A 23,327-nucleotide genomic window follows, 5' to 3' on the forward strand; every position below is an offset into this window, starting at 1 on the left:
AAGTCCCGGCACAGCGCGTTGAAGCAGGAAGCCCCCGGAAGGGTCACACGACCCAGGCCGGAATCCCTGGACTTTAGGCCAGGGAGCACGTCAATCCCAGACCATGTCGAAGGAGCGCTCGAAGTTCACATACCCGAGGCGCTCGAAGGACTTGGCCATCGGGACGTTGCCGAGGTCGGTCGAGGCCCGGATCCGTTCCACGCCGTCCTGCGCGGCCAGCACCCTGGTCCCCTCGGCGAGGATGTCGTCGACGTAGCCGTGGCCCCGCAGGGCGGGCAGCACGCCGATGTAGGCGATGATCGGGTTGTAGTCGTTGCGCGCCGGGATCACGAACCCGACGGGTTCACCGCCCGGGAGTTCGGCGATGCGCCACCACTCCCGCGGTGTCGTGTACGTCGTCAGCTCCTCGTCGTAGTGCTTCTCGGCCGCCTCGCGGGCGCCGAGTTCGGACGCCAGGTCGGCCCGGCCGTGAGCGTCGAGGGTGCCCTCCATCACGGGTGTCATCAGCGCGAGGAGATCCTCCCGCCCGTCGACCGGCCGGAACCGCAGCCGGCCGCTGTCGGCGGGGACCGGGGTACCGGCACGCCACTCCAGGCGCAGCCGCTCGACCAGCATCCGCGCACCGGAACGCTCCATGACCCGTATCCGGGCCTCGACGACATCACGGGCCGAAGGGTCCTCGCGCCAGTCGGCCGGTACAAAGCGTCCGTACTCGGGCCGTTGGGCACCGGCGGGCACGACCGCTGCCGTCGCCGCCTCCAGCAGTCGCAGGCCCGCCTCCCCGCGTTCGGGCTCGGGCAGTGTGTCGTCGAGGTCGAAGAAGTCGAGGAGCAGGGGTACGTCACCGCCCCGGCTCCACCAGGCGATCCGCGCCACCACGCGCTCGCCGCGCAGCGCCACCCACATCCACTCGGGACGGCGACGCCCGCTCTCCAGGTCGTCGGCGAGCTCGTGATCGAGTACGTACGAAAGACGGCGGAAGAGCACGAGCTCCTGCGGGCCGGTCAGCGGACGGATGGTCAGTTCCTGTGGTGCATGGGTCACAACGTCTCCTTGAGGCACGCGGAAGGCTTCCGTCGATCGGCGGGCGGCCTGCGGCGGGAGAGACTAGCAACGCCTTCCCGGCACTGCTCAGAAATTCCGGAGCAGTGTTCCGCGCAGGTCAGGAGGGCGGAAAGCGGGGTTGTTCTGGACACCCCGGGGCGGTCGGCCCGACAATTGGCTCCGTGACGTCCCCCTTCGAGTTCCACACGTATCCCGCGCGGCTGTCCGACGCCCAGCGCGACCGTGTTCTCGGCGTGCTCAGAGACGGTGCGGCACAGGGCAAGCTGTCCCACGACACCTTCATGCGGCGCATGGAACTGGCCCTCATCGCCCGGCGTTCGGAGGAACTGGAGGCGCTCACCGCCGACCTGGAGAGCGAAGGCCGCTGGTCACGGCGGATACTCCGGGTCGTGAGCGGAGTGTCCGGCTTTCCCGGCCGGGTGCGCCGGGTCTGGCAGACCGAACGCCTGCCGAAGCTCCTGCTCCCCACTCCCGGCCCGTACCCCCTGCTGATCGGCCGCGATCCGGGCAACGGGCTGCGGCTCAGCCACGAGACCGTCTCCCGGCTCCATGCGGAACTCACCGTTCAGGGCGGCCGCTGGCTGCTGCGCGACCTCGGCTCGACCAATGGCACCTGTGTCAACGGACAGCGGGTCATCGGTACGGTCCCGGTCCGTGACGGGGACCAGGTGAGCTTCGGGCGGATGAGCTTCCGGCTCTCCGCGCCCGTCCTCGGGCCCCCTGCCTGATTCGGCCGAAGGCCCGGCGACGGCGGCATCGTCACCGCGCTTCTGTTCCGGCACCGCCCACCCGAGTACCCCTGCCCCTCACCGGAGACATGGAGGGAGGCACACGAGCGAGAGTGTCCAGCGGGCGCGAGGCGTACGGCGCACAGAGCACGGACCGGCCGCCCTCCGGCAGTGACCATGCCGTGCGCCGACCTGGTGACCGCTACGGGGCTGAACCAGGTGGCGCGCCCTCGGACCTGGTGTCCGCAGGGGGGTTCAGGGGGCGGGACGGTCGGTGATCCAGCGGGCGGCGAGCAGGCCGGAGGCTGCGGTGAGGACGGCGGCGGCGATGACGGTGGCGTTGAGGCCGAGGGTGTCGGCGAGGACACCGGCGACGAGGGCTCCTGCGGCGTAGCCGATGTCGCGCCAGAAGCGGTAGGTGCCGAGCGCGTTGGCCCGCCAGGTGGGGTGGGCGTGGTCGGAGACGGAGGCGATGAGGGCGGGGTAGACCATGGCGGTGCCCAGGCCGAGCGCGACGGCGGAGAGGACGCCGGCGAGCATGGGTCGGTCGAGCAGGGCCAGGGCGGGGATGAATCCGGCGGCCTGGACGAACATGCCGGTGACGATCAGGGGTTTGCGGCCGATGCGGTCGGCGAGGTGGCCGGTGGGGATCTGGCCGAGGCCCCACAGCAGCGGGTAAAGGCCCTTGATCAGTCCGACGGCGGCAAGGCCCAGGCCATGATCGGTGAACAACAGGGGGAAGACGCCCCAGGTGAGGCCGTCGTTGAGGTTGTTGACGAGTCCGGCCTGGCTGGCGCCGCGCAGGGAGCGGTTGTGCCAGGAGGTACGGGCAAAGATCTTCGCGAGCCCGGGGGACTGCTCCGCGCGGGCCGGTCGGGGATGCTGGGCGAGTTCGAGGGCCACGTGGGCCGCGGTGTCCCGGACGGCCAGGGACAGACCGATGCCTGCGGCGATGAAGACGACGCCGATCAGTTCGGGTGCGGGGCGCAGGCCGTAAGCGGTGGCCAGGTAGCCGGTCAGCAGGGCGGTGGCGCCGACGGCGACGTATCCGGCGGCCTCGTTCAGGCCGGTGGCGAGACCGCGGCGGGCGGGGCCGACGAGGTCGATCTTCATGTTCACGGTCATCGACCAGGTCAGGCCCTGGTTGATGCCGAGCAGGATGTTCGCGGCGACGATCCAGCCCCAGGACGGCGCCCATGCGAGGGCGAACGGGACAGGTATCCCGATGAGCCAGCCCGCCATGAGGAGTTGCTTGCGGCGGAAGCGGGCGGTCAGCTCCCCTGCGGCCAGGTTGGTCAGCGCCTTGGTGAGGCCGAAGGCAATGATGAAGGAGAAGACGGCCAGATCACTGGTCAGCCCGAAGACGTCCGTGCCGATGAGAGGAACGGTGGTGCGTTCCAGTCCGACCAGGGCGCCGACGGAGACGTTGACGATGACCAGCAGGGTGAACTGCGCCCAGTTCTCCCGCAGTCCCAGGCGCACCGGGGTGTCGGCGCGGGCGGTCGCGGTGGGGGTGGTACTCACCGGCTGCCGCCTGCCGTGCCGTCGGCGCTCTGCGCGCCGTGCGCGGTTGCCTGTCCGTGTTCCATGATCATCCTCAGTCGGTCAACATACCCCCATGGGTATGAGAATGGATGCAGGGAGCCCCGTGTTTCCGACTCCCTTCGAGTGCAGAATACCCCCCCGGGTATATTTTTCGGTGCGACTCGAGTGGCGCCCACCTCTGGCGGCCCGGCGCCACGTCACCCCGGGGGTGGCGGGCGTCGCCGGACTCCTTCCCTGCCTCGACGGCGACCGGCGCCCCGTTCGTGAGTCGTCGGGCCCCCCGGCGCCATATACCCCCCCGGGTATTTGACATCCGCGGCGACGTGTGTCTAACGTAGTCACCAGGTGATACCCGGGGGGGTATGTGAAAGCAGCGGTGTTGCGGTGTGTGAAGTAGATCTGGATGCCTTCGCGTCCGGCGTCGTCGAGGCGGCGCCGTCTCGGGCGGGTGGCACCAGCGGCAGGACCGCAAGGGCCGCCCGCTCGTCACCGGAGTGGGCACCCGGCGCCGTGTGAGGGAAGGGTGCGTTGCCCGGGCGGACGTTCCGCCGGTTTTCTTTTGACCATTCTTATACCCCCCGGGGTATAAGGCCATCATTGCGGAGGATTCCTGTGTTCTTCACCCAGTACTACCTCGACTGCCTCTCCCAGGCGTCGTACATGATCGCCGACGAGACCAGCGGGCAGGCCGTGGTCGTCGACCCGCGCCGGGACATCTCGGAGTACATGGCCGATGCCGAGACCCGCGGCTTCACTGTCGTCGGCGTCATCAACACCCACTTCCACGCCGACTTCATCGCCGGACACCTGGAGATGGCAGCCCGCACCGGCGCCTGGATCGGCTACGGCCACCACGCCGAGACCGAGTACCCCATCCGCAAGCTCACCGAGGGCGAACGCGTCAGCCTCGGCGACGTCACCCTTGAGATCATGGAGACCCCCGGGCACACCCCGGAGTCGATCAGCGTCCTGGTTTACGAGCGCGCCGCCGACACCGTCCCGTACGGGGTGCTGACCGGCGACGCACTGTTCATCGGTGACGTGGGCCGGCCCGACCTGCTCGCCTCGGTGGGCGTGACCGCCGAGGAGCTCGGCGCGATGCTTCACGACAGCGTCCAGAACAAATTGATGGGCCTGCCGGACGAGGTCCGGGTCTTCCCCGCCCATGGCGCGGGCTCTGCCTGCGGCAAGAATCTCTCCACCGAGAAGCAGTCCACCATCGGCGAACAGCGCGCCACCAACTACGCCTGCGCGCCCATGAGCCAGAAGGACTTCGTGGCCCTTGTCACCGCGGGCCAGTCCGCGGCACCGAGCTACTTCTCCTACGACGCGGATCTGAACCGCAAGGATCGTGAGCTGTACAACCCGGCCGCAGCACCCCGTCCGCTGACCGTCGAGGAGTTCTCGGCGCTGCGCGGAGCCGGAGCCGTCGTGGTCGACGCCCGCGGCCCACAGGAATTCGGCGCCGGGCACCTGCGCGGGTCGATCAACGTGCCGGCCGACGGCCGGTTCGCCGAGCAGGCCGGGACCGTGCTCACGCCCGATGGGGAACTGCTGGTCATCGCACCTGAGAACCGCGAGGAGGAGATCGTCACCCGTCTCGCCCGGATCGGCTTCGACCGGGTGGCCGGCTACCTGCGCAACCCCGACGACGCCCTCGCCGCCCTGGAGGACGCGGTCAGCCCCGCCAGCCGGCTGACCGCTGCCCAGCTCCGTACCGCCCTGGAGAGCGCAGAGCCTCCGCTCGTGGTCGACGTACGCAACTGCGGAGAGCGCGCGGCGGGATTCATCGACGGCTCGCTGCACATCTCCCTCGGCGAGCTGCCCCGCCGCCTGGAGGAGATCCCGCGTGACCGTCCGCTGGTCCTGCACTGCGCGGGCGGTCACCGCTCCTCCATCGCCGCCAGCCTGCTGCGCCATCACGGCTTCTTCGACGTCTCCGACATCCTCGGCGGCTACGCCGCCTGGGCGCTGCTGACCGAACCGGCCGCCGCCTGACCCCAGGCACCACCCGAGCCCACCGGCATGTCCGCGAGGAACAGTCCGTTCCCTGACGATCCCTCGCGGACTGCCGGTGTCCCACCCCCACCTCGACCGACTATGGAGCCCCCATGACCAACAACGCCTCCCGCACCGCCGTAATCGACTCCGCCGCCCTCCAGCGGCTGATCCAGGAAGGCCGCGGGCCCCGACTTCTGGATGTCCGTACTCCCGGCGAGTTCCGCACCGTCCACATTCCCGGCGCCTGCAACGTGCCCATGGCCGTCCTGCGCGAGCACCGTGCCGAACTCCTCAGCCACCTCGACGAAGACGTCGTCCTCGTCTGCCGCTCCGGCACCCGCGCCGCACAGGCGGAGGCCGCTCTCGCCGAGGCCGGGCTGCCGAACCTGCGTGTCCTGGACGGCGGCATGATCGCCTGGGAGACGGCGGGCGCCACCGTCAACCGAGGCTCCGACCGCTGGGACATGGAACGCCAGGTCCGCCTCGTCGCTGGATCCATCGTGCTGACCACTGGGCTCGTCGGCCTGCTGGTACCCGGCGTCCACCTGATCGGCACCGCCGTCGGTGCGGGCCTGACCTACGCGGCCGTCAGCAACAGTTGCGCCATGGGCATGCTGCTGTCCAAGCTGCCCTACAACCGTGGCCCGCGCACCGACATCCGCACCGTCATGACAGCCCTGCGGGACAAGCCGTGATCACGGTAGTCATCGCGGCATCCCTGTTCGTCGGGATCAGCCTCGGCGTACTCGGCGGCGGAGGCTCGATCCTCACCGTGCCCCTCCTGGTCTACCTGGCAGGCCAAGGCACCAAGGAGGCCATCGCCACCTCCCTGTTCGTCGTCGGCGTCACAAGTGCGGCCGCGCTGATTCCGCACGCCCGGGCCCGCCGGGTCCAGTGGCGCACCGGACTTGCCTTCGGCCTGGTGAGCATGGTCGGCGCTTACGGCGGCGGCCGCCTCGCCGAGTACATCCCCGGCACGGTGCTCCTGATCGCGTTCGCCCTGATGATGCTCGCCACAGCGGCGGCCATGCTCCGCAAACCGCGCAAGGCCGCCGCGCCCAAGGGCGTCCGCCGCGAGCTGCCCCTGAAGCACATCGTCGCCGAGGGCCTGGTCGTGGGCGCGGTGACCGGCCTGGTCGGTTCCGGCGGCGGCTTCCTCGTCGTGCCCGCCCTCGTGCTCCTCGGCGGCCTTCCCATGAGCGTTGCCGTCGGCACCTCACTCCTGGTCATCGCCATGAAGTCGTTCGCCGGCCTGGCCGGTCACCTCTCGGGTGTACAGATCGACTGGGGCCTGGCCCTGGCCGTCACCGCCGTGGCGGTCGTCGGCAGCCTCATCGGCGGCCGCTTCGCCGGGCGTATCCCCCAGGACACGCTCCGCAAGGCGTTCGGCTGGTTCGTCGTCGTCATGGGCGTCTTCGTACTCAGCCAGCAGGTCGACACCGCCGTCTGGACCCATCCCGTGACCTGGGCCGTCGCGGGCATCGCCGCGATCGTCCTGGCCGCGCGTGCCATGCGGGCACCACGCCGGGCCGCCGCTGCGCCGACCCTGCCGGTGCGCGACCACGAGACAGGAACTCGCTCATGACCGCGATACCCTATGGGGTATCCTGTGGCAGGCGGAACAAGGAGGAGCCGGTGAAGGTAGAGGAAGAAGCCATGAGTGCGGTCTTGAACCGGCTGCGCCGGGCACAAGGCCAGCTCGCCGGCGTCATCGCCATGATCGAGGCCGGGCGTGACTGCAAGGACGTCGTCACCCAGCTCGCCGCCGTCTCCCGGGCCCTGGACAGGGCCGGCTTCAAGATCGTGGCCAGCGGGATGCGCCAGTGCCTCGCCCAGAGCGAAGCCGACGCCCCGCCCATGTCCGAAGAGGAGCTCGAGAAGCTGTTCCTCGCGCTCGCCTGACCTCACCGACCGGCGCACCGATTCCCATCGGCGCGCCGGTCGCCACAGGTCGGACGGCGAGACCGTGCTCGCCCCCGACGGCAGCCGACCGCGCTCGCGGTGATTCCCTTCCTGTCCGCCGCACAGCGCCGAGCCGGCCGGGAACCGGGCTCGGCCTCGGCTGTCGCCGACTCCAGGCAGCCCCTGCTGTGCGCGTACCTTTCCGCCATCCTGCCGACGGCCGGGCTCGTCCTCAACGCCTCGTCCGGCCGGGCCCGGGCCGACCCGATCGCAGCCCTGTTCATCGCCGCCGTCGCGGTCGGGGAGGCCGCGACGCCTGGCAGGGCGAAGGCTGCCGCGCGGTCCCCGCCGCCACGGTGGTCCGGTCCACAGGCGCGGCGTTTTCTCAGCCACCGATCCGCCGCCGGGCAGTACATGCCCGGGCCGCTGCCCCCGCCCTGCGGGAAGCTACGCGTGGATCGCCCTCGCGAGGCTGCTCGGCGCCGAGCCCGACGCAGTGAGTGCTCCGTGGGCCACAGCAACTGCATGGCCGCACCGTCGTCACCCGGACGGCCGTACATCGACTGCGCAAAGCTCCCGTCGGTGATCCCCTGATGAGGAACCGCGCCGCACACCGGCGCCCTGACGCCCCGGGGGTACCGATGCAGGCCGACGCGCCCGAGGTCATACCCGCACCGGCCCGCCGGACTGCGCGCGGATCCCGCCCCGGCACCGGCCCCAGCCTGCTCGCACCCGGCGCCGCGCACGACCCGTACCGGCTCTACCGCATCCTGCGCGAGGAATACCCGCTCAGTTACGACGCGCCCCTGGGCGCCTGGCTGGTCAGCAGGTACGCGGATGTGACCACGGTCCTCAGCGACCACCGGTTCACCGGGTTCCCGCACGACAGCGTGCCCCGCGGTGGCCCCGCGCCCCTCGGACTCTGCCACGGCAGCACCCTGTGCACGCCCCGCAAGCAGCGCAGGGCCGCGATCGGATCAGTGCCACGTCACATGGCCGAGCGGATCGAGCGGGCCGCCTATGTGCTGGCGCACCGCATCGCGGGCCGCCAACAGGCCGACCTCGTCGAGGAGTTCTGCCGCTGGCTGCCCGCCGGTTCCGCAGCCGACAAGCCCGCCCGCCCGTACACGACCCGGCTGCCCCGCACCGGCACGGGCACCGCCGCCACACTCTGCACCCGGCACACCGGCCTCCGTGAGACCGCGCTCGCCTGCTTCCTCGCCAACCTGCTGGACGCCCCCGACCTCCTGGCCGCCCTGCGCGTCGAACCTGCCCTGGCCGTCCGGGCCTGGACGGAGTCGCTGCGCCGCGACCCGCCCGTCCAGGTCGTGCTGCGCCGCACCGTCACCGAGGCCACACTCAGCGGCGGCACGCTGCCGGCCGGGGCGACCGTCGCCTGTCTGATCGGCTCGGCGGGCCGCGATCCGCAACGGTTCAACGCACCCGACCTCTTCGATCCCTTCCGCTGCGACCAGGGCCGGTCCCTCACCGGACCGGCGGGCTGCCCGGCCGTTGTGCTCGGCCGGCTGGAGGCCCAGCAGGGACTGCGCGCCCTGCTCGACGCGATGCCCCGGCTCCGCTGGGCGGACGGATTCCGCCCAGCCGGCACCGGGGTGCTCACGCGTGGCCCGCGGGCCCTTCTCGTCCGACCCGGCTGAGCAGCGCCACCGGACGTTCCGCGAAGAGCTCGACGAGCGCGATCGTGGCCTCGGTGAACTTCCTGCCGGGCGCCAGCAGATCGGTCCACGGCCCGCCGTCCGGCAGCGTCAGCTCCGTCCCGCGCCAGCCGCCCGACTCCGCCAGCCGCAACGACAGTCTGCTCACCGCGGTGACCACCTCGCCCGAGCGGCAGAAGGCCAGACAGTGCGCGGCCGCCGGGCCATGGGCGCTCAGCGGGGCGTACGTACCCGACTCGCCGAACACCTCCGGCCGTTCGCGCCGCAGCCGCAACGCCGCCGTGGTGAGCTCCGCCTTCTCACTGAAGGGCCCGTCCTCGGACGGGTGGCGAAACGGCCGCCGGTTGTCCGGGTCGACCAGAGCCACGTACTCCCTTTCCGTGCCCTGATACAGATCCGGCACACCCGGCATCGTCAGCTGCACCAGCGCCGCGCCGAGCACATTGGCCCGTACGTACGGGGCGAGCGTGCCCGTGAACCGCTCCAACGCCTCGCGCACCGGACCATTGCCGGCGGCCGGCCCCGCCGCGACGAAGTCCGTCACCGCCCGCTCGTACGCCGGATCCGGCTCGGTCCAGCTGGTGAAAAGACCCGACTCGCGGACCGTCTTCAGGAGTGCGGGCTCCAGCCGGCCCGCCATCTCCCGGACCGGCAGCTTCACGCAGCCGAAAGCCGTCTGCCAGGCCTGCCAGGCGAGCTGCGCATCGGGGGCGGTCGCGGGAGTCACCCGACCCAGCTCCACCAGCAGCCAGGACCACTGCTCCGGACACTGGGTCAGCACCGCGACCCGGGCCCGTACATCGGCGCTCCGCTTGGTGTCGTGCGTCGTCAGCGCCGTGCCGGTGGCCGGCCAGTCGCGCGCCAGCCGGGCACAGAACGCATGGAACTCCTCCGGTGTCACCGCCGGATGCGCGGGATCGCCGCCCACCTCGTTCGCCGAGATCAGCGGTACGTACCGGTAGAACGCCGTGTCCTCGACCGACTTCGCGCGCAACGCCGAAGCGGTCTGGGCGAACCGGGCGCAGAACGCCTCCCGGTCGGGCCCCTCGCCCAGCCGCCCCAGTGCCAGCTCCCGCACGACCTCGACGGCCGACGCCTCCTCCGGAACGGAGAACACCGCCTTCGCATCCCGTACGGCCGCATCCGTGAGAGTCGCCTCCGCCGTCTTTGCGCGGGGCCCGCCGGGTGTCACATATGGGCGGTAGACGGGTACGCGTACGAGAAGTTCACGCACGGCGGTGTGCAGCGTCCACGGTGCGTGGTCGCGCAGTGCGGGGTCCTCGGCGCAGATGCGTACGGCGAGCCGGGTCAGCAGCCCGGTCTCGGCGGCCAGTTCATGCGTCACCACCCGGTAAGCGGCCCGGCGGACGGTCGACGTCCAGTCGCCGCCGCGGTCCCCGGCGGGCCCCGCGTACTCCCGGTAGTGGCCGAGCAGCTCCGCGGCGCCCATCGGATCGACGAACAGGCCGTCGATCCGGTGCAGCGCGTCGTACCCGGTCGTCCCCGCGACGGCCCAGCCCGAGGGCAGCGGCTCGGTACGGTCGAGGATCTTCTCCACCACTGTCCACCGGCCGTCGGTCGCCACCGAGAGCCGCTCCAGATAGGCCGCAGGATCGGCGAGCCCGTCGGGGTGGTCGATGCGCAGCCCGTCGATGACCCCGTCCCGGACCAGTTCGACGATCTTGCCGTGGGTGGCGGCGAAGACTTCGGGGTCCTCCACCCGCACCCCGATGAGGTCGGAGATGGTGAAGAACCGCCGGTAGTTCAGCTCGGTGCGGGCCAGCCGCCACCAGCCGAGCCGGTAGTGCTGGGCATCCAGCAGCTCGGGCAGCGGCAGGCGGGCCGTGCCGGTCCGGAGCGGGAACTCCTGCTCGCCGTAGCGCAGCACCTCCCCGTCGACCCGGAGCTTGTCGATCTCGTCGCCGATCCGTCCGGCCAGCACAGGCAGCAGCACCTTGCCGCCGCCCGCTGCCCAGTCGATGTCGAACCAGCGGGCGTACGGGGACTCGGAGCCCTCGCGCAGCACCTCCCGCAGGGCGTGGTTGTGGCGGGGGACGGCGGCCATGTGGTTGGGCACGATGTCCACGACCAGCCCGAGACCGTGCTCACGCGCCGTGCGGGCCAGCTCCCGCAGCCCCTCCTCACCGCCGAGCTCGGCGCGTACCCGGCTGTGATCGACGACGTCGTACCCGTGTCTGGAGCCGGGCACGGCTTCCAGGACCGGGGACAGATGCAGATGGGAGACGCCGAGCGCGGCGAGATACGGCACGGCGTGTCCGGCGGCCGCGAACGGGAAGTCCGGCTGGAGCTGCAGTCGGTAGGTGGCGGTGGGCGTCATGCGCCGTTACGTACCCAGCCTGCGGGCTCCTGTGTCACCGAACGCCGCAATGGGCTCAACCGGCGGTGTCGTCGAGTCGACGGCAGGGCCGCAGGCCGAGACCTACGCGGGCCGTTGCAGCACCGCCATGCTCCGCCCGACCAGCGTCACCCGTTCGCCCGCCGACACCTTCGGCCCCGAGCGGGGAAGAACCCCGGCGGGGCGCGCCGTGTCGACCACCACCAGCCACTGCCGGCCGTGATTCACCGGAACGGAAAATTCCAGCGTGTCGGCGCTCGCGTTGAACATCAGCAGGAACGAGTCGTCGGAGATCCGCTCGCCGCGCGGCCCCGGTTCCGAGATCGCATGGCCGTTGAGAAAGACCGTCAGTGCCTTGGCATGCGCGGCCTGCCAGTCCCGTTGTTTCATCTCGCCGCCCTCGGGTGTGAACCAGGCGATGTCCGACAGCTCGTCGTGCGTGCCCTCGACCGGACGGCCGTGGAAGAACCGGCGGCGCCGGAAGACCGGATGGTCGCGGCGGAGCCAGACCATGGCCCGGGTGAACTCCAGCAGACTGCTCCCGAGACCGTCTCCGCCCGCCGGATCGGCCTCGTCCGCATCGCCCGTCGCGGCCTCGGCCGGGTCGGGCCAGTGCACCCACGACAACTCGTTGTCCTGGCAGTACGCGTTGTTGTTGCCCTGCTGCGTACGCGCGAACTCGTCGCCGTGGCTCAGCATCGGCACGCCCTGCGACAGCATCAGCGTGGCGATGAAATTCCGCATCTGCCGTTCGCGCAGCTCCAGAATCTCCGGCTGGTCCGTCTCGCCCTCGGCGCCGCAGTTCCAGGACCGGTTGTGGCTCTCGCCGTCCCGGTTGCCCTCCCCGTTCGCCTCGTTGTGCTTGTCGTTGTACGAGACCAGGTCGTGCAGCGTGAATCCGTCGTGGCAGGTGGTGAAGTTGATCGAGGCGAGCGGCCGCCGGCCGTCGTCCTGGTACAGGTCCGACGACCCCGTCAGCCGCCCCGCGAACTCGGCGAGGGTCCGCGGCTCGCCCCGCCACAGGTCCCGCACGGTGTCCCGGTACTTGCCGTTCCATTCGGTCCACAGCGGCGGGAAGTTCCCCACCTGGTAGCCGCCCTCACCCACGTCCCACGGTTCGGCGATCAGCTTCACCTGGCTGACCACCGGGTCCTGCTGCACCAGATCGAAGAACGACGACAGCCGGTCCACCTCGTGGAACTGCCGGGCCAAGGTGGCCGCCAGATCGAAACGGAAGCCGTCCACATGCATCTCCGTGACCCAGTACCGCAAGGAGTCCATGATCAGCTGCAGTACGTGCGGCGACCGCATCAGCAGGGAGTTCCCGGTCCCCGTGGTGTCCATGTAGTACCGCTGGTCGTCCGCGAGCCGGTAGTACGAGGCATTGTCCAGGCCCCGGAAGGAGAGCGTCGAGCCCAGATGGTTGCCTTCCGCGGTGTGGTTGTAGACCACGTCGAGGATCACCTCGATGCCGGCCTGATGCAGCGCCCGAACGGCCTGCTTGAACTCCAGCACCTGCTCACCGCGGTCCCCCCAGGAGGCGTACGCGTTGTGCGGGGCGAAGAAGCCGATGGTGTTGTAACCCCAGTAATTGGCCAGCCCCGCGTCCACCAGCCGGTGGTCCTGGACGAACTGGTGAACCGGCATCAATTCGATCGCCGTGACACCCAGTTCCGTCAGATGGGCGATCACCTCCGGATGGGCCAGCCCCGCGTAGGTGCCGCGCAGCTCCTTCGGCAGCCCCGGATGGAGCATCGTCAGACCCTTCACATGGGCCTCGTAGATCACCGTGCGGTGGTAGTCCGTACGGGGCCGCCGGTCGTCGCCCCAGTCGAAGTACGGGTTGACCACGACCGAGGTCATGGTGTGCGGCGCCGAGTCGAGATCGTTGCGCGCGTCGGGCCGGCCGAACGGATAGCCGTACACCGCCTCGCCCCACCGGATCTGCCCGGCGACGGCCCTGGCGTACGGGTCGAGCAGCAGTTTGGCCGAATTGCAGCGGACGCCGCGTTCCGGTTCGTACGGCCCGTGGACCCTAAATCCGTACCGTTGACCGGGCATCACCCCGGGCAGATAGGCATGGCGGACAAAGGCATCGGTCTCCCTGAGCTCCACCGCCGTCTCGGAACCGTCGTCGTGCAGCAGGCACAACTCGATTCGGCCGGCGGCCTCGGAGAAGACCGCGAAGTTGGTCCCGGCGCCGTCGTACGTGGCACCGAGGGGATACGCCTGTCCCGGCCAGACCTGCATAGGTTGACTCTTCCACTTCTGATCCGGGTGCCTGGGGGCTTGCGGGCTGCTTGCGCCAGATCTTCCCCGAAAGAGGTGCGGCTACCTAGGACGTCGCGCGGTCCGGTCAACATCGGGCCTCTCCGTGTCGCCCGGAACCGGGATCCGTGGACCTGAGCCGGTCGCAGGCCCGGCACGGGGCCCCGGCCGGGGTGCTCAATCACTATGAATCCGCTCACTACGGTAGATCTTGCCGTAGAGAACATGCTTATGTCATAGGGGAGTTGAGGAAACAGCCTGTGCATCCGGCTGCACCGGCTCCCGCTCGCGGAGTACCCTTCCTTGATCGTTGGTGGGGGAGTGGAAGGCGGTGCGCGGGTGAGCTCGGGAGGGTTCGAGCTGCCTCCAGGTGACGCAGGTCACGAGGGGGAATCCACCGATGTCCCGCCCGGGGCGGTGTCACTTGCGCAGCCGATGGAGATCGGCGCGGAACTGGACTGGGGAGCGGACGCCTGGAGCGAGGTGCGCACGCGCGCCCAGCGGGCCGGGCGTGCCTACATCTGGCTGAATCTCGTGGAGCAGCGGCTGCGCGCCGTGGTCGCCGCGGTGCTCCGGCCCATCTACGAGCCGGTCCACGGCGAGGACTGGGTGGTGGCCGCCGCCGGACCCGCCGGGCAGGAGTGGGTGCAGCGTGCCGTCGCCGTACGCGAGGTCTCCCGCCGCAAGGGGTATCTGCTGGACCCGGCCGACGACAACGTGCTCAGCTTCCTCACGCTGCCGCAGCTGCGTGAGCTGATGGTCCAGCACTGGCCCTGCTTCGAGCCGTACTTCGACGACCGGCGCGAGGTGGAGCTGGCGCTCGACGAGCTGGAGGTCGCCCGCAACGTGGTCTCCCGCAACCGCGCCCTCAACGAGGCGGTCCTCGCTCAGGCCGAGCGCGCCTCGGCCCGGCTCCTGGAGATCCTGGGGAGCGGAGCCGCGGTCCCGTCCTCCGACCGGCTCCCGGTCGACGCCGTCGAGGAGCTGGTCGGCGACCGGTACGCGGACGTGGTCTCCGTCCACTCCGACCGGGTGCGGCTCCAGCGCCAGCTGCCCGCCGAGGATCTCTTCGGAGGTTCGCGCCGTCTCGACGCGATCGGCATAGGGCTCAACCTGCTGGTGCAGAACTTCTCCGGCCGCAGGCTGATCCGGCTCGCCGAGTCGGGCTGCCGGGTCCGGCTCCTCTTCATCAACCCGGCGAGCAGCGCGGTCAAGCGCCGGGAGCGGGAGCTGGGTCTCAAGAAGGGCGAGCTGAGCCGGTCGGTGGAGATGAACATCCTTCATATGCGCCGGGTCCGCTCCAAGCTCCGCGATCCGGGCGCCTTCGAGATCCATGTCTTCGACGAGACGCCGCGCTTCACGGCCTATCTGGTGGACGGCGACGGGACGGACGCGGTCGGGGTCGTCCAGCCGTATCTGCGGCGCGCACGCGGCATGGAGGCGCCCGTGCTGGTGCTGCGGGGCGGTGGGCGCGCGGTGGTCCGGGCGGGTCAGGACAACGAGCACGGGCTGTTCGAGACGTACCGCGAGGAATTCGAGTCCGTGTGGGCGGACTCCCGGCCGGTCTCCTGAGGGACTGTTCCCAAGGGGCTGTCCGTCCGTTGTCAGTGGCGCATGCGAGGGTGGTCATCACCTGGGGGAGAGCACCACGAAGGAGGTACGGGATGAGCTGGCACCGGGAGGCGCTGGTCGGCTTCGACCTGGAGACGACGGGCACGGAACCGCTGGAGGCCCGGATCGTGACAGCCGCGGTCGTCGGCGTCGGCGGCAGGGACGGGGAGCCGGCGCGGCAGCGCACCTGGCTGGCGGATCCGGGCATCCGGATTCCGGCGCAGGCCTCGGCGATCCACGGCATCAGCAGTGAGCGGGCGGCGGCGGAGGGCCGGCCGGTGCGCGAGGTGGCCGACGAGATCGCCGAGACACTCACCGGCTACTGGCGCCAGGGGGTGCCGGTCGTCGCGTACAACGCGGCCTTCGATCTGACGCTGCTGACGGCGGAGTTGCGGCGGCACGGGCTGCCGTCGCTGAGCGACCGGCTCGACGGGGCCGGGATCGGACCGGTCATCGACCCGTACACCATCGACCGGGCCGTCGACCGCTATCGCAAGGGCAAGCGCAACCTCGAAGCGGTCTGTGTCGAGTACGGCGTGGTGCACGGCGGAGCCCATGACGCGGGGGCGGACGCACTGGCCGCGGTCCGGGTGGCGTACGCGATAGCCGAGCGGCACAGCTCGGTGGCCGAGCTGACCGTCGCCGAGCTGCATGAGCGCCAGGTGGAGTGGTACGCGCAATGGGCGGCGGACTTCCAGCAGTTCCTGCGCCGCAAGGGCACGGCGGACGCGGTGATCGACGGCCGCTGGCCCCTGCGGGAGCCGGCCTGGGCGACCGGCTGAGAATTCAAGTCCCTCCGGCACGCGCATCAGCGGCGGCGTCGGGCGAAAATCAAGCCCTTCCGGGATTGAGGACGCAACGGCCGCCTGACGGCCCTGGTCAGCCGCGCCCTAGAACGGATACCACCGCACCGCCGCGTCACCGTCGCGCAGCGACGCCACCCGGCGGCGGAACTCCGTGAGCGCCTTCGGGTTGGTCGGCGCGTGCTGGGACACCCATGCACAGCTGGCTGTCTCCCGCGCTCCGCGCAGCACCGCGCAGCCGTCCCATTCGCGGACGTCCCAGCCGTACGTGGCGGTGAAGGCGTCGTACGCCTCGGCCGCCAGCCCGTACCGGTCCCGGGACAGCGCGAGCACCACCAGGTCGTGCTCGCGCAGATCCGCGGAGAAGGTCTCCAGATCGACCAGCACCGGCCCGTCCGGACCGACATGGACATTGCGTGGGAGAGCGTCACCATGGATCGGCCCGGGCGGCAGATGGGGGACCAGCGCGGCTGCGGCTGCCGCGAAGCCCTCGCGGCGCTCACGCAGATAGTCGGCATCGGCCGGGTCGATCGCATCGCCCGCGAGCCGCAGCCAGCGCTCGACCCCGCCCAGCAGCTCACGGCACGGAAGGATGAAACCGTCCGGGGCGGGCAGCGCGTGGACCAGGGTGAGCAGCCGCGCCAGGTCCTGTGGCTCGGCAGGGCGCACGGCGTCGGGCAGCCGGTGCCAGAGCGTCACCGGGTGGCCCTCCACCAGCCGCGCCCGGGGCTCAGCGGCCCGTACGGCGGGGACCCCTGAGGCGGCCAGCCACTGAGCGACGGCCACCTCGCGCTCGGCCCGATCCCGCAGTTCCGGATTCTGCACGGCGTCCCGGCCGACCTTGACCACCAGGTCGCCCACGGCGAACACCGCGTTCTCGCCCAGCGCGAGCAGCTCCGCACCGCTGGACAGTCCGGCAGCGGTCAGCACCTCGCGCGCACGCATCTCGTTCATGGCTCCGATTTTCGCATCTGTGCAGGCCCGCTTGACGAACCGACGGCCCGTCAGCACGATGGCGAGGGCTACCTGAGCGGCCAGAACGGTACTAAACCGATGGAATGACGCAAGGGGGCAAATTCGTGACATTGGCGAATGCAACCGTACGATCCGGGAGAGACGGACCGCCCGGCAGCCCGCTCGACAAACCCATCCGGCCGACCAACCGGAACGCCGGTACCTGGTTCCTGGTGCTGCCCGCGCTGATCCCGATCCTGATCCTCAGCGTCGGCCCGCTCCTCTACGGCATCGCGCTGGCTTTCACCGATGCCCAGTCCGGCCGCACCCGTTCCACCCAGTGGGTCGGCGGGCTGAATTTCCAGGACCTGCTCCATGACGCCCTCTTCTGGGACTCGTTCCGGATCGGTCTGCTGTGGGCGGTCGGCGTCACCGTCCCGCAGTTCGTACTGGCGCTCGGTCTCGCCCTGCTGCTCAACCAGAATCTGCGGATGCGCTGGCCGGCGCGGGCGCTGGCGATCATTCCGTGGGCGATGCCCGAGGTGGTCATCGGCATCATGTGGCGTCTCGTCTACCACCCGGACGCGGGCATCCTCAATGAGACGATCCGCGATCTCGGCCTCGGCGACGGCCGGGACTGGCTCACCGGGCTCGCCACCGCCCTGCCCGCCGTGATCGTCGTGGGCGTCTGGGCCGGCATGCCCCAGACCACCGTCGCCCTCCTGGCCGGACTGCAGAACACCCCGCACGAACTCCACGAGGCGGCCGCACTGGACGGAGCAGGGGCCTGGCGCCGCTTTTGCACTGTCACCTGGCCCGTGCTCAGACCGGTCGCGCTCTCCATCACCGCGCTCAACTTCATCTGGAACTTCAACTCCTTCGCCCTGGTCTACGTACTGACCAACGGCGCACCCGGCGGCCGCACCCGGCTGCCGATGCTCTTCGCGTACGAAGAGGCCTTCCGCTACGGACAGTTCGGCTACGCCGCGGCGATGGGCTGTGTGATGGTTGCGGTGATCTCCGTGATCCTCGCGGTGTATCTCGTCGGCCGGCTCAGGGGAGGCGAGGACCGGTGAGCCTGCGTACCAGCAGATCCGCACGCGCCGGACAGTACGTCGCACTGCTCGGCTATCTCGTGTTTCTGGCGTTCCCGTTCCTGTGGCTGATCTCCACCGCCTTCAAACCGGCGCGCGAACTGGGTTCCCTGCACCCGACCTGGATCCCCGGGCATCCGACGCTGGACAACTTCCGCAAGGCATTCGACGAACAGCCGCTGCTCCAGGCCGCCGCCAATTCGCTGATCGCCGCGCTCTGTGCCGCCCTCATCGCGGTCCTCATCGCCACGCCCATGGCCTATGTCATGGCCCGCCACCGCTCCAGGCTCTCGACGGCCACCACCGGATGGGTCGTGGTCAGCCAGGCGTTCCCGTTCGTCCTGCTGATCATTCCGCTCTTCCTGGTCCTGAAGAATCTCCATCTGATCAACACCCTGTGGGGGCTGATCATGGTGTACGTCGTCTGGGCGCTGCCCTTCGCGCTGTGGATGCTGGCGGGATACGTACGGGCTGTGCCGGCCGAGCTCGAAGAGGCCGCCTCGGTCGACGGTGCGGGCCGGCTGCGGACGCTCGTCTCGGTCACGGCCCCGCTGCTGACCCCCGGCATCGTCGCCACGGCACTCTTCGCGTTCATCACCGCATGGAACGAGTTCTTCTTCGCACTTGTCCTGCTCAAGACACCGGAGAAGCAGACCTTGCCGGTCGTACTGACCCACTTCATCGGGGCGGAGGGCGCGGCCGATCTCGGGCCGCTCGCCGCCGCCGCGTTCCTCGCGACCCTTCCCTCGCTGGTCATCTTCGCGATCATCCAGCGGCGGCTCACGGGCTCCATGCTGACCGGGGCGGTGAAGAGCTGATGCGCGCACCTGTACGGACGGCGGCTGCCGCCGTGACCACCGCGCTGGCCCTGCTGCTCACCGGCTGTGCGGGGACGGGCGACGGCAGGGGCGACAACGGGCGGACCGAGCTCAGCTTCCAGTCGCTGGCCTGGCAGAAGGAGTCCGTCGACGCCAACAAACAGCTGGTGAAGGAGTGGAACGAAACCCACCCCGACATCCGTGTCAACTACGTGCAGGGCAGCTGGGACACCGTCCACGACCAGCTGCTCACCTCCTTCGAGGGCGACGAGGCGCCGGACGTCATCCATGACGCCTCCGACGACCTCGCCGACTTCGCGTACGGCGGCTACCTCGCCGATCTGCGGGCGCTCCTGCCGGACCGGCTGACGGCCGACATCCCGCAACAGAGTTGGCGGACGACCACCTTCGGCGACGGCGTCTACGGGGTTCCGTTCCTCCAGGAGCCCCGCGTCCTGATCGCCAACACCAAGATCCTCAAGGAGTCGGGGGTCCGTATCCCGACCCCCGGCGACCCCTGGAGCTGGACCGAGTTCAGGCAGATCACCAAGGAGCTGACGAGCAGGGGGAGATACGGCGTTGCCTGGCCGCTCAAGGAGCCCGTCTCCGTCACCCTCAACCTCGGCCTCTCCGCCGGTGGCCGGCTCTTCCATCCGGGTGCCGACGGCAAGGTGACCATCCGCGCGAGCGAGGGTGACCAGGTCGTCCCCGACACCATTCACGACCAGGTCAACATCGATCACAGCGCCGCCCGCACCGCGCTCGGCATGGGCGGCTCCGACACCCTCCCCGGATTCTTCGGCGGCAAGTACGCGATGGTTCCGCTCGGCTTCTCGTACCGCCAACAGGTCGTCGAGCAGGCTCCCGAGGGTTTCGAGTGGACGGTCCTGCCCGCCCCGGCCGGCAGCGGGGGCGTCGCCCAGGGGGTGAGTCCGCAGACCCTCTCCGTCTCGGAGGCCAGCACGCACAAGGAGGAGGCCGCGCAGTTCATCGACTTCCTGCTCCGGCCGCAGAACATGGTGCGTCTCGCCAAGGGCGACTGGATGCTCCCGACCGGCACCGCGGCCCTCGCGGACCCGGCCCTGCACACCGACAAGGACGGCTGGTCGACCGGTGTCGCCGTGGCGAAGGCGCTCCGCCCGGCACCCGCCCAGTCGGTCCGCGGCTACCCGGAATGGAAGGACAAGGTCGCCACACCCGCCCTCCAGGAGTACTACAGCGGGGCGATCGGCGCGCAGGAGCTGAGGAAGCGTCTGGTCGACGACGGGAACCGGGTACTGGCCCGCTATCAGCGCTGAGGTGCCCGAAAATCATATATACGAGACGTCTCGTCTCGTATCGTCTCGTCTCGTCTACGGTAAGGGCATGCCGAAGATCGATCGCGCCCATATCGCCATGTTCTCCATCGCCGCCCACGGGCACGTGAACCCGAGTCTGGAAGTCATCCGGGAGCTCGTCGCCCGTGGGCACCGCGTCAGTTACGCCATCCCGGCGTCCTTCGCCGAGAAGGTCGCCGCAACCGGCGCCGAGCCGGTGCTCTACACCTCGGTGCTGCCGACCGAAGAGGCCCCGGACGCCTGGGGCACCGAACTGATCGACGACCTCGAACCCTTCCTGGACGACGCCGTCCAGGCCCTGCCTCAGCTCATCAAGGCCTTCGGCGGGGACGAGCCCGACCTCGTCCTGCACGACATCACCTCCTACCCGGCGCGGGTCCTCGCCCACCGCTGGGGTGTGCCCGCCGTCTCCCTCTCGCCCAACCTGGTGGCCTGGGACGGATACGAGGCGGAGGTCGGAGAGCCGGTGACCGCCGAGCTGAAGCGGTCCGAGCGCGGACGGGCGTACTACCGGCGCTTCCAGGACTGGCTCACCGAGAACGGGATCGACCAGAACCCGGACTCGTTCGGCCGGCCGCAGCGGTCGGTCGTCCTGATCCCCGAGGTGCTCCAGCCGAACGCCGACCGCGTCGACAGGGCGGTCCACACCTTCGCGGGCGCCTGCCAGGGCGACCGCGCCGACCAGGGGGAGTGGCGGCGCCCCGAGGGTGCCGACAAGGTGCTGCTGGTCTCGCTCGGCTCGACCTTCACCAATCAGCCCGGTTTCTACCGCGACTGCGTCACGGCCTTCGGTTCTCTGCCGGGCTGGCATGTCGTACTCCAGATCGGGGCCTGGGTCGACGCCGCCGAACTCGGCGACGTACCGGCCAATGTGGAGGTTCATTCCTGGGTGCCGCAGCTCTCCGTGCTGAAGCAGGCGGACGCCTTCATCACCCACGCGGGCGCCGGGGGCAGTCAGGAGGGGCTCGCCACCGCCACTCCGATGGTCGCCGTGCCGCAGGCCGCCGACCAGTTCGGCAACGCCGACATGCTCCAGGCGCTCGGTGTCGCCCGTCACCTCCCGATGGCGGAGGTGACGCCCGAGTTGCTGCGGGCCGCCGTGCTCGGCCTGGTGGGTGACCCCGAAGTGGCGAAGAGGGCCGTGGCCGTGCGGGAGCGGATGGCGGGGGAGGGCGGCACGAAGCGGGCGGCCGATCTCATCGAGGCCGAACTTCCCGCCTGAGGGCGGGAGTGGAATCAAGGCGTCTCTTCGTTCGTCCGGGTGCGCCGGCGGGGAGGGCTTCGCGGTGCGCGCCGATTCAGTTTCATGGGCCAAGCAGTGTTCGACCAGGCCGACCCCTCCATTACCGACCGGTACGTTTCTTTTGATGGGTAACCGAAAGCGTCCGGGAAATCGCTCGCGGATACCGGCCTCGATTCCCGGCATTCTTCAACGTCGGCGATTCAGACATTCAACGGCGTGAATCAGTCTCTTCAGGTCCTTGCGTTCGCGCGCCCGTGCCGGTATGGACTTCGCGTCCTGCCTGGTGACATGGCGTCCCGTCCGGCGCCTCCACGTCCCTCGGAGGTTGCCGAAAACTGAACGCTCTGCCGCTTTCCGCGAAAAAGAAGTCATTGACAATTCCTTTCGTGCTGGGCTTCACTCCTTTCGGCGGTGAGCGGCGCTGAATTCCCGTCCCTGGGTGGGGGGTTGGTGTCGCGAACGGCTCAAGTCATGCCCGTTGGAATGTAAATTCAGAGTAAAAGATGGAGGTGCTGTTATGAAGTTCCTTTTCTTGCTCAAGGACAAGATGACGCCGGAGAAGAGCCTGAAGGCGTACGCCTGGTACCACTGGTACTAGGCCGACAGACGGTCCGTCGTTTCGAGGGACACGGTCAGTCGATTCGGGCCCGTGTCCGGCCAGGCCTCATCGGCCCGCCGGGCGCGGGCCCTTCCCGCTTCTTGGAGACCACCGATGTACATGTCCGGTACCGGCAGCCGCGCCCGGGAAGTCGTCTTCGCGCCGAGACTCCAGGCGCTTCTGCGAGATCACCGGGGCGAGGAGGTCTTCCGCCTCGATCCCGGCACCGTCGGCGTGGCCGGGGCCGAGCTGACCGACCGGATCCTCGCCGCCAGGCCGGCCACCGAGGACGAGCGCCCCACGTTCAAGCCCCTGCACGGGAGGTCCATCCCGCGCACCGAGGCGTCCACGGTCATGCAGGCCATCGGCCGGGACGTCCGGGCGGCGCTGAAGAAGCCCGTCGGGACGGTCGACCTCTCCGGCGACTGGCCGCACGTCGGCCATGTGTTCCTGCGCGATCTGGTCCTCGAGGGCGACCCCTACCGGCTGCGCATCCTCATGGACCGCGCGCTGGAGCTGACACCCAAGCTCACCTGGACGGTCATCGCCGCCGGGGCGGCGATGCCCGGCCGGCTCCGCCCCGGCGCGTCCGTCTCCGCCATCGCGGGCCTGACCGCCGAGGCGGAGAGCTACAGCGACCGCCGCTACGCGATGGGGCTCTACCGGCGGGCCGCGGCCCCGGTCTGCTTCACCGTCTCGACGCTCGTCGCCAACGCGCTCTGGCTCGGATCGCCCTTCGCCGACGACACCTCGAACCGGAACATCCTGTACGAGGCCATGCGGCTGCTGCCGCCCTCCTGGAACATCCTGCGGAAGGCGTCACCGGAGTACCCGGCCCTCGACTCCCGGATCGGCGCGGCCGACGACATCCTGCTCCTGCCGCTGCTGAGCCACCGCGACCCCGCGCTCTGGGACGACCCCGACGAGTTCCGCCCCGAGCGCTGGGACAGCCTCGACCCCGACGACCAGCCCGGCTACCTCCCCTTCGGGCATGCCTCCGAACGCTGTTGGGGCCGGCACATGGTGATGCCGCTCGCCGAGATGCTGCTCGACATGCTGCGCGGCGACGGCCTGACGGTGAGTCCGGAGCAGGCTGCGGCGAAGGTGCCGCTCGCCGGACTGATGGGGGTCGCCGACGTCCGGGTCGTCCGCCCCTGACTCGACGGCCTCGACCGGCCCCGAACCCGTACCCCGGCCCAAGCCCCATCCGCAACCGGCCCCCGTGACACCGGCCCCGCACCCGACCCCGAACTCAATTTGGTGACCACGTGAGGGCTCTGTGAACACGGGGGTGGAATCCGGCCGTCTCCCCGTCCGGCCGTACGGCC

19 protein-coding genes and 1 pseudogene are annotated in these 23,327 nt (G+C 70.1%); 15 read left to right on the top strand and 5 right to left on the bottom strand.

All coding sequences use genetic code 11. The features are described from left to right. Positions 1-90 precede the first annotated feature (90 nt). On the bottom strand, positions 91-1,044 hold the full coding sequence (locus tag ABTZ94_RS23985) for a GNAT family N-acetyltransferase (RefSeq protein ID WP_351203224.1): 954 nt from the start codon (positions 1,042-1,044) through the stop codon (positions 91-93). Positions 1,045-1,226: 182 nt separating this feature from the next. On the opposite strand from ABTZ94_RS23985, the gene ABTZ94_RS23990 reads away from it, so the two are divergent. Then, complete coding sequence (locus tag ABTZ94_RS23990; protein WP_351203226.1) at positions 1,227-1,793, top strand: FHA domain-containing protein; 567 nt, start codon at positions 1,227-1,229, stop codon at positions 1,791-1,793. 255 nt (positions 1,794-2,048) lie between these two features. Here the strand turns inward: ABTZ94_RS23990 and ABTZ94_RS23995 are convergent, their stop codons facing one another. Then, positions 2,049-3,317, bottom strand: a complete 1,269-nt coding sequence (locus ABTZ94_RS23995; protein WP_351203228.1) for an MFS transporter — start codon at positions 3,315-3,317, stop codon at positions 2,049-2,051. A gap of 633 nt (positions 3,318-3,950) precedes the next feature. On the opposite strand from ABTZ94_RS23995, the gene ABTZ94_RS24000 reads away from it, so the two are divergent. The 6 genes and pseudogenes from ABTZ94_RS24000 (at position 3,951) to ABTZ94_RS24025 (ending at position 8,899) form a co-directional block, all read left to right on the top strand. Further along, positions 3,951-5,336 (top strand): MBL fold metallo-hydrolase, encoded by a 1,386-nt coding sequence (locus ABTZ94_RS24000; RefSeq protein ID WP_351203230.1) that lies wholly within the window; start codon positions 3,951-3,953, stop codon positions 5,334-5,336. Positions 5,337-5,449: 113 nt separating this feature from the next. Continuing rightward, positions 5,450-6,034 carry a rhodanese-like domain-containing protein gene (locus tag ABTZ94_RS24005; protein ID WP_351203232.1) on the top strand — a complete coding sequence of 195 codons (585 nt, stop codon included), beginning with the start codon at positions 5,450-5,452 and terminating at the stop codon, positions 6,032-6,034. Then, positions 6,031-6,924, top strand: a complete 894-nt coding sequence (locus ABTZ94_RS24010; protein ID WP_351203234.1) for a sulfite exporter TauE/SafE family protein — start codon at positions 6,031-6,033, stop codon at positions 6,922-6,924. The genes ABTZ94_RS24005 and ABTZ94_RS24010 overlap by 4 nt, the downstream gene beginning before the upstream one ends. A 71-nt stretch (positions 6,925-6,995) precedes the next feature. After that, complete coding sequence (locus tag ABTZ94_RS24015) at positions 6,996-7,241, top strand: metal-sensitive transcriptional regulator (protein ID WP_502967298.1); 246 nt, start codon at positions 6,996-6,998, stop codon at positions 7,239-7,241. A 90-nt stretch (positions 7,242-7,331) separates the two neighbouring features. Continuing rightward, positions 7,332-7,741 (top strand): annotated as a pseudogene (locus tag ABTZ94_RS24020) (hypothetical protein); the annotation flags it as partial. 141 nt (positions 7,742-7,882) lie between these two features. Next, complete coding sequence (locus tag ABTZ94_RS24025; RefSeq protein WP_351203238.1) at positions 7,883-8,899, top strand: cytochrome P450; 1,017 nt, start codon at positions 7,883-7,885, stop codon at positions 8,897-8,899. On the opposite strand, the gene treY is transcribed toward ABTZ94_RS24025, so the two are convergent. Together treY and glgX are read right to left on the bottom strand one after the other, a co-directional pair. Beyond that, a complete protein-coding gene (treY, locus tag ABTZ94_RS24030) occupies positions 8,859-11,255 on the bottom strand; it encodes a malto-oligosyltrehalose synthase (protein ID WP_351203240.1) in 2,397 nt (798 codons plus the stop codon). The genes ABTZ94_RS24025 and treY overlap by 41 nt on opposite strands. 102 nt (positions 11,256-11,357) lie before the next feature. Further along, positions 11,358-13,523, bottom strand: coding sequence for a glycogen debranching protein GlgX (glgX, locus tag ABTZ94_RS24035; RefSeq protein WP_351203242.1), 2,166 nt, complete (start codon positions 13,521-13,523; stop codon positions 11,358-11,360). A gap of 357 nt (positions 13,524-13,880) precedes the next feature. Here glgX and ABTZ94_RS24040 point away from each other — a divergent pair, with 357 nt between their 5' ends. Both ABTZ94_RS24040 and ABTZ94_RS24045 read left to right on the top strand, forming a co-directional pair. Then, positions 13,881-15,113: a DUF5919 domain-containing protein gene (locus ABTZ94_RS24040; protein WP_351203244.1), complete on the top strand. Its 1,233-nt coding sequence runs from the start codon at positions 13,881-13,883 to the stop codon at positions 15,111-15,113. Between the two features lie 92 nt (positions 15,114-15,205). Beyond that, on the top strand, positions 15,206-15,934 hold the full coding sequence (locus tag ABTZ94_RS24045; protein WP_351203246.1) for a 3'-5' exonuclease: 729 nt from the start codon (positions 15,206-15,208) through the stop codon (positions 15,932-15,934). A 108-nt stretch (positions 15,935-16,042) separates the two neighbouring features. On the opposite strand, the gene ABTZ94_RS24050 is transcribed toward ABTZ94_RS24045, so the two are convergent. After that, positions 16,043-16,909 carry a phosphotransferase enzyme family protein gene (locus ABTZ94_RS24050; RefSeq protein WP_351203248.1) on the bottom strand — a complete coding sequence of 289 codons (867 nt, stop codon included), beginning with the start codon at positions 16,907-16,909 and terminating at the stop codon, positions 16,043-16,045. A gap of 131 nt (positions 16,910-17,040) precedes the next feature. On the opposite strand from ABTZ94_RS24050, the gene ABTZ94_RS24055 reads away from it, so the two are divergent. From ABTZ94_RS24055 to ABTZ94_RS24080, 6 genes are all read left to right on the top strand, one after another. Continuing rightward, positions 17,041-17,985, top strand: a complete 945-nt coding sequence (locus ABTZ94_RS24055) for a carbohydrate ABC transporter permease (RefSeq protein WP_351203258.1) — start codon at positions 17,041-17,043, stop codon at positions 17,983-17,985. Continuing rightward, positions 17,982-18,821, top strand: coding sequence for a carbohydrate ABC transporter permease (locus ABTZ94_RS24060; protein ID WP_351203250.1), 840 nt, complete (start codon positions 17,982-17,984; stop codon positions 18,819-18,821). The genes ABTZ94_RS24055 and ABTZ94_RS24060 overlap by 4 nt, the downstream gene beginning before the upstream one ends. Continuing rightward, a complete protein-coding gene (locus ABTZ94_RS24065) occupies positions 18,821-20,119 on the top strand; it encodes an ABC transporter substrate-binding protein (RefSeq protein ID WP_351203252.1) in 1,299 nt (432 codons plus the stop codon). The genes ABTZ94_RS24060 and ABTZ94_RS24065 overlap by 1 nt, the downstream gene beginning before the upstream one ends. A 67-nt stretch (positions 20,120-20,186) precedes the next feature. Next, a complete protein-coding gene (mgt, locus tag ABTZ94_RS24070) occupies positions 20,187-21,380 on the top strand; it encodes a macrolide-inactivating glycosyltransferase (protein ID WP_351203254.1) in 1,194 nt (397 codons plus the stop codon). 538 nt (positions 21,381-21,918) lie between these two features. Beyond that, positions 21,919-21,999, top strand: a complete 81-nt coding sequence (locus ABTZ94_RS24075; RefSeq protein ID WP_350985409.1) for a tryptorubin family RiPP precursor — start codon at positions 21,919-21,921, stop codon at positions 21,997-21,999. 114 nt (positions 22,000-22,113) lie between these two features. Next, a complete protein-coding gene (locus ABTZ94_RS24080) occupies positions 22,114-23,157 on the top strand; it encodes a cytochrome P450 (protein WP_351203256.1) in 1,044 nt (347 codons plus the stop codon). Positions 23,158-23,327 lie beyond the last annotated feature (170 nt).

It is taken from the genome of Streptomyces sp. NPDC002785 (assembly GCF_040295565.1).
GTDB lineage: Bacteria > Actinomycetota > Actinomycetes > Streptomycetales > Streptomycetaceae > Streptomyces.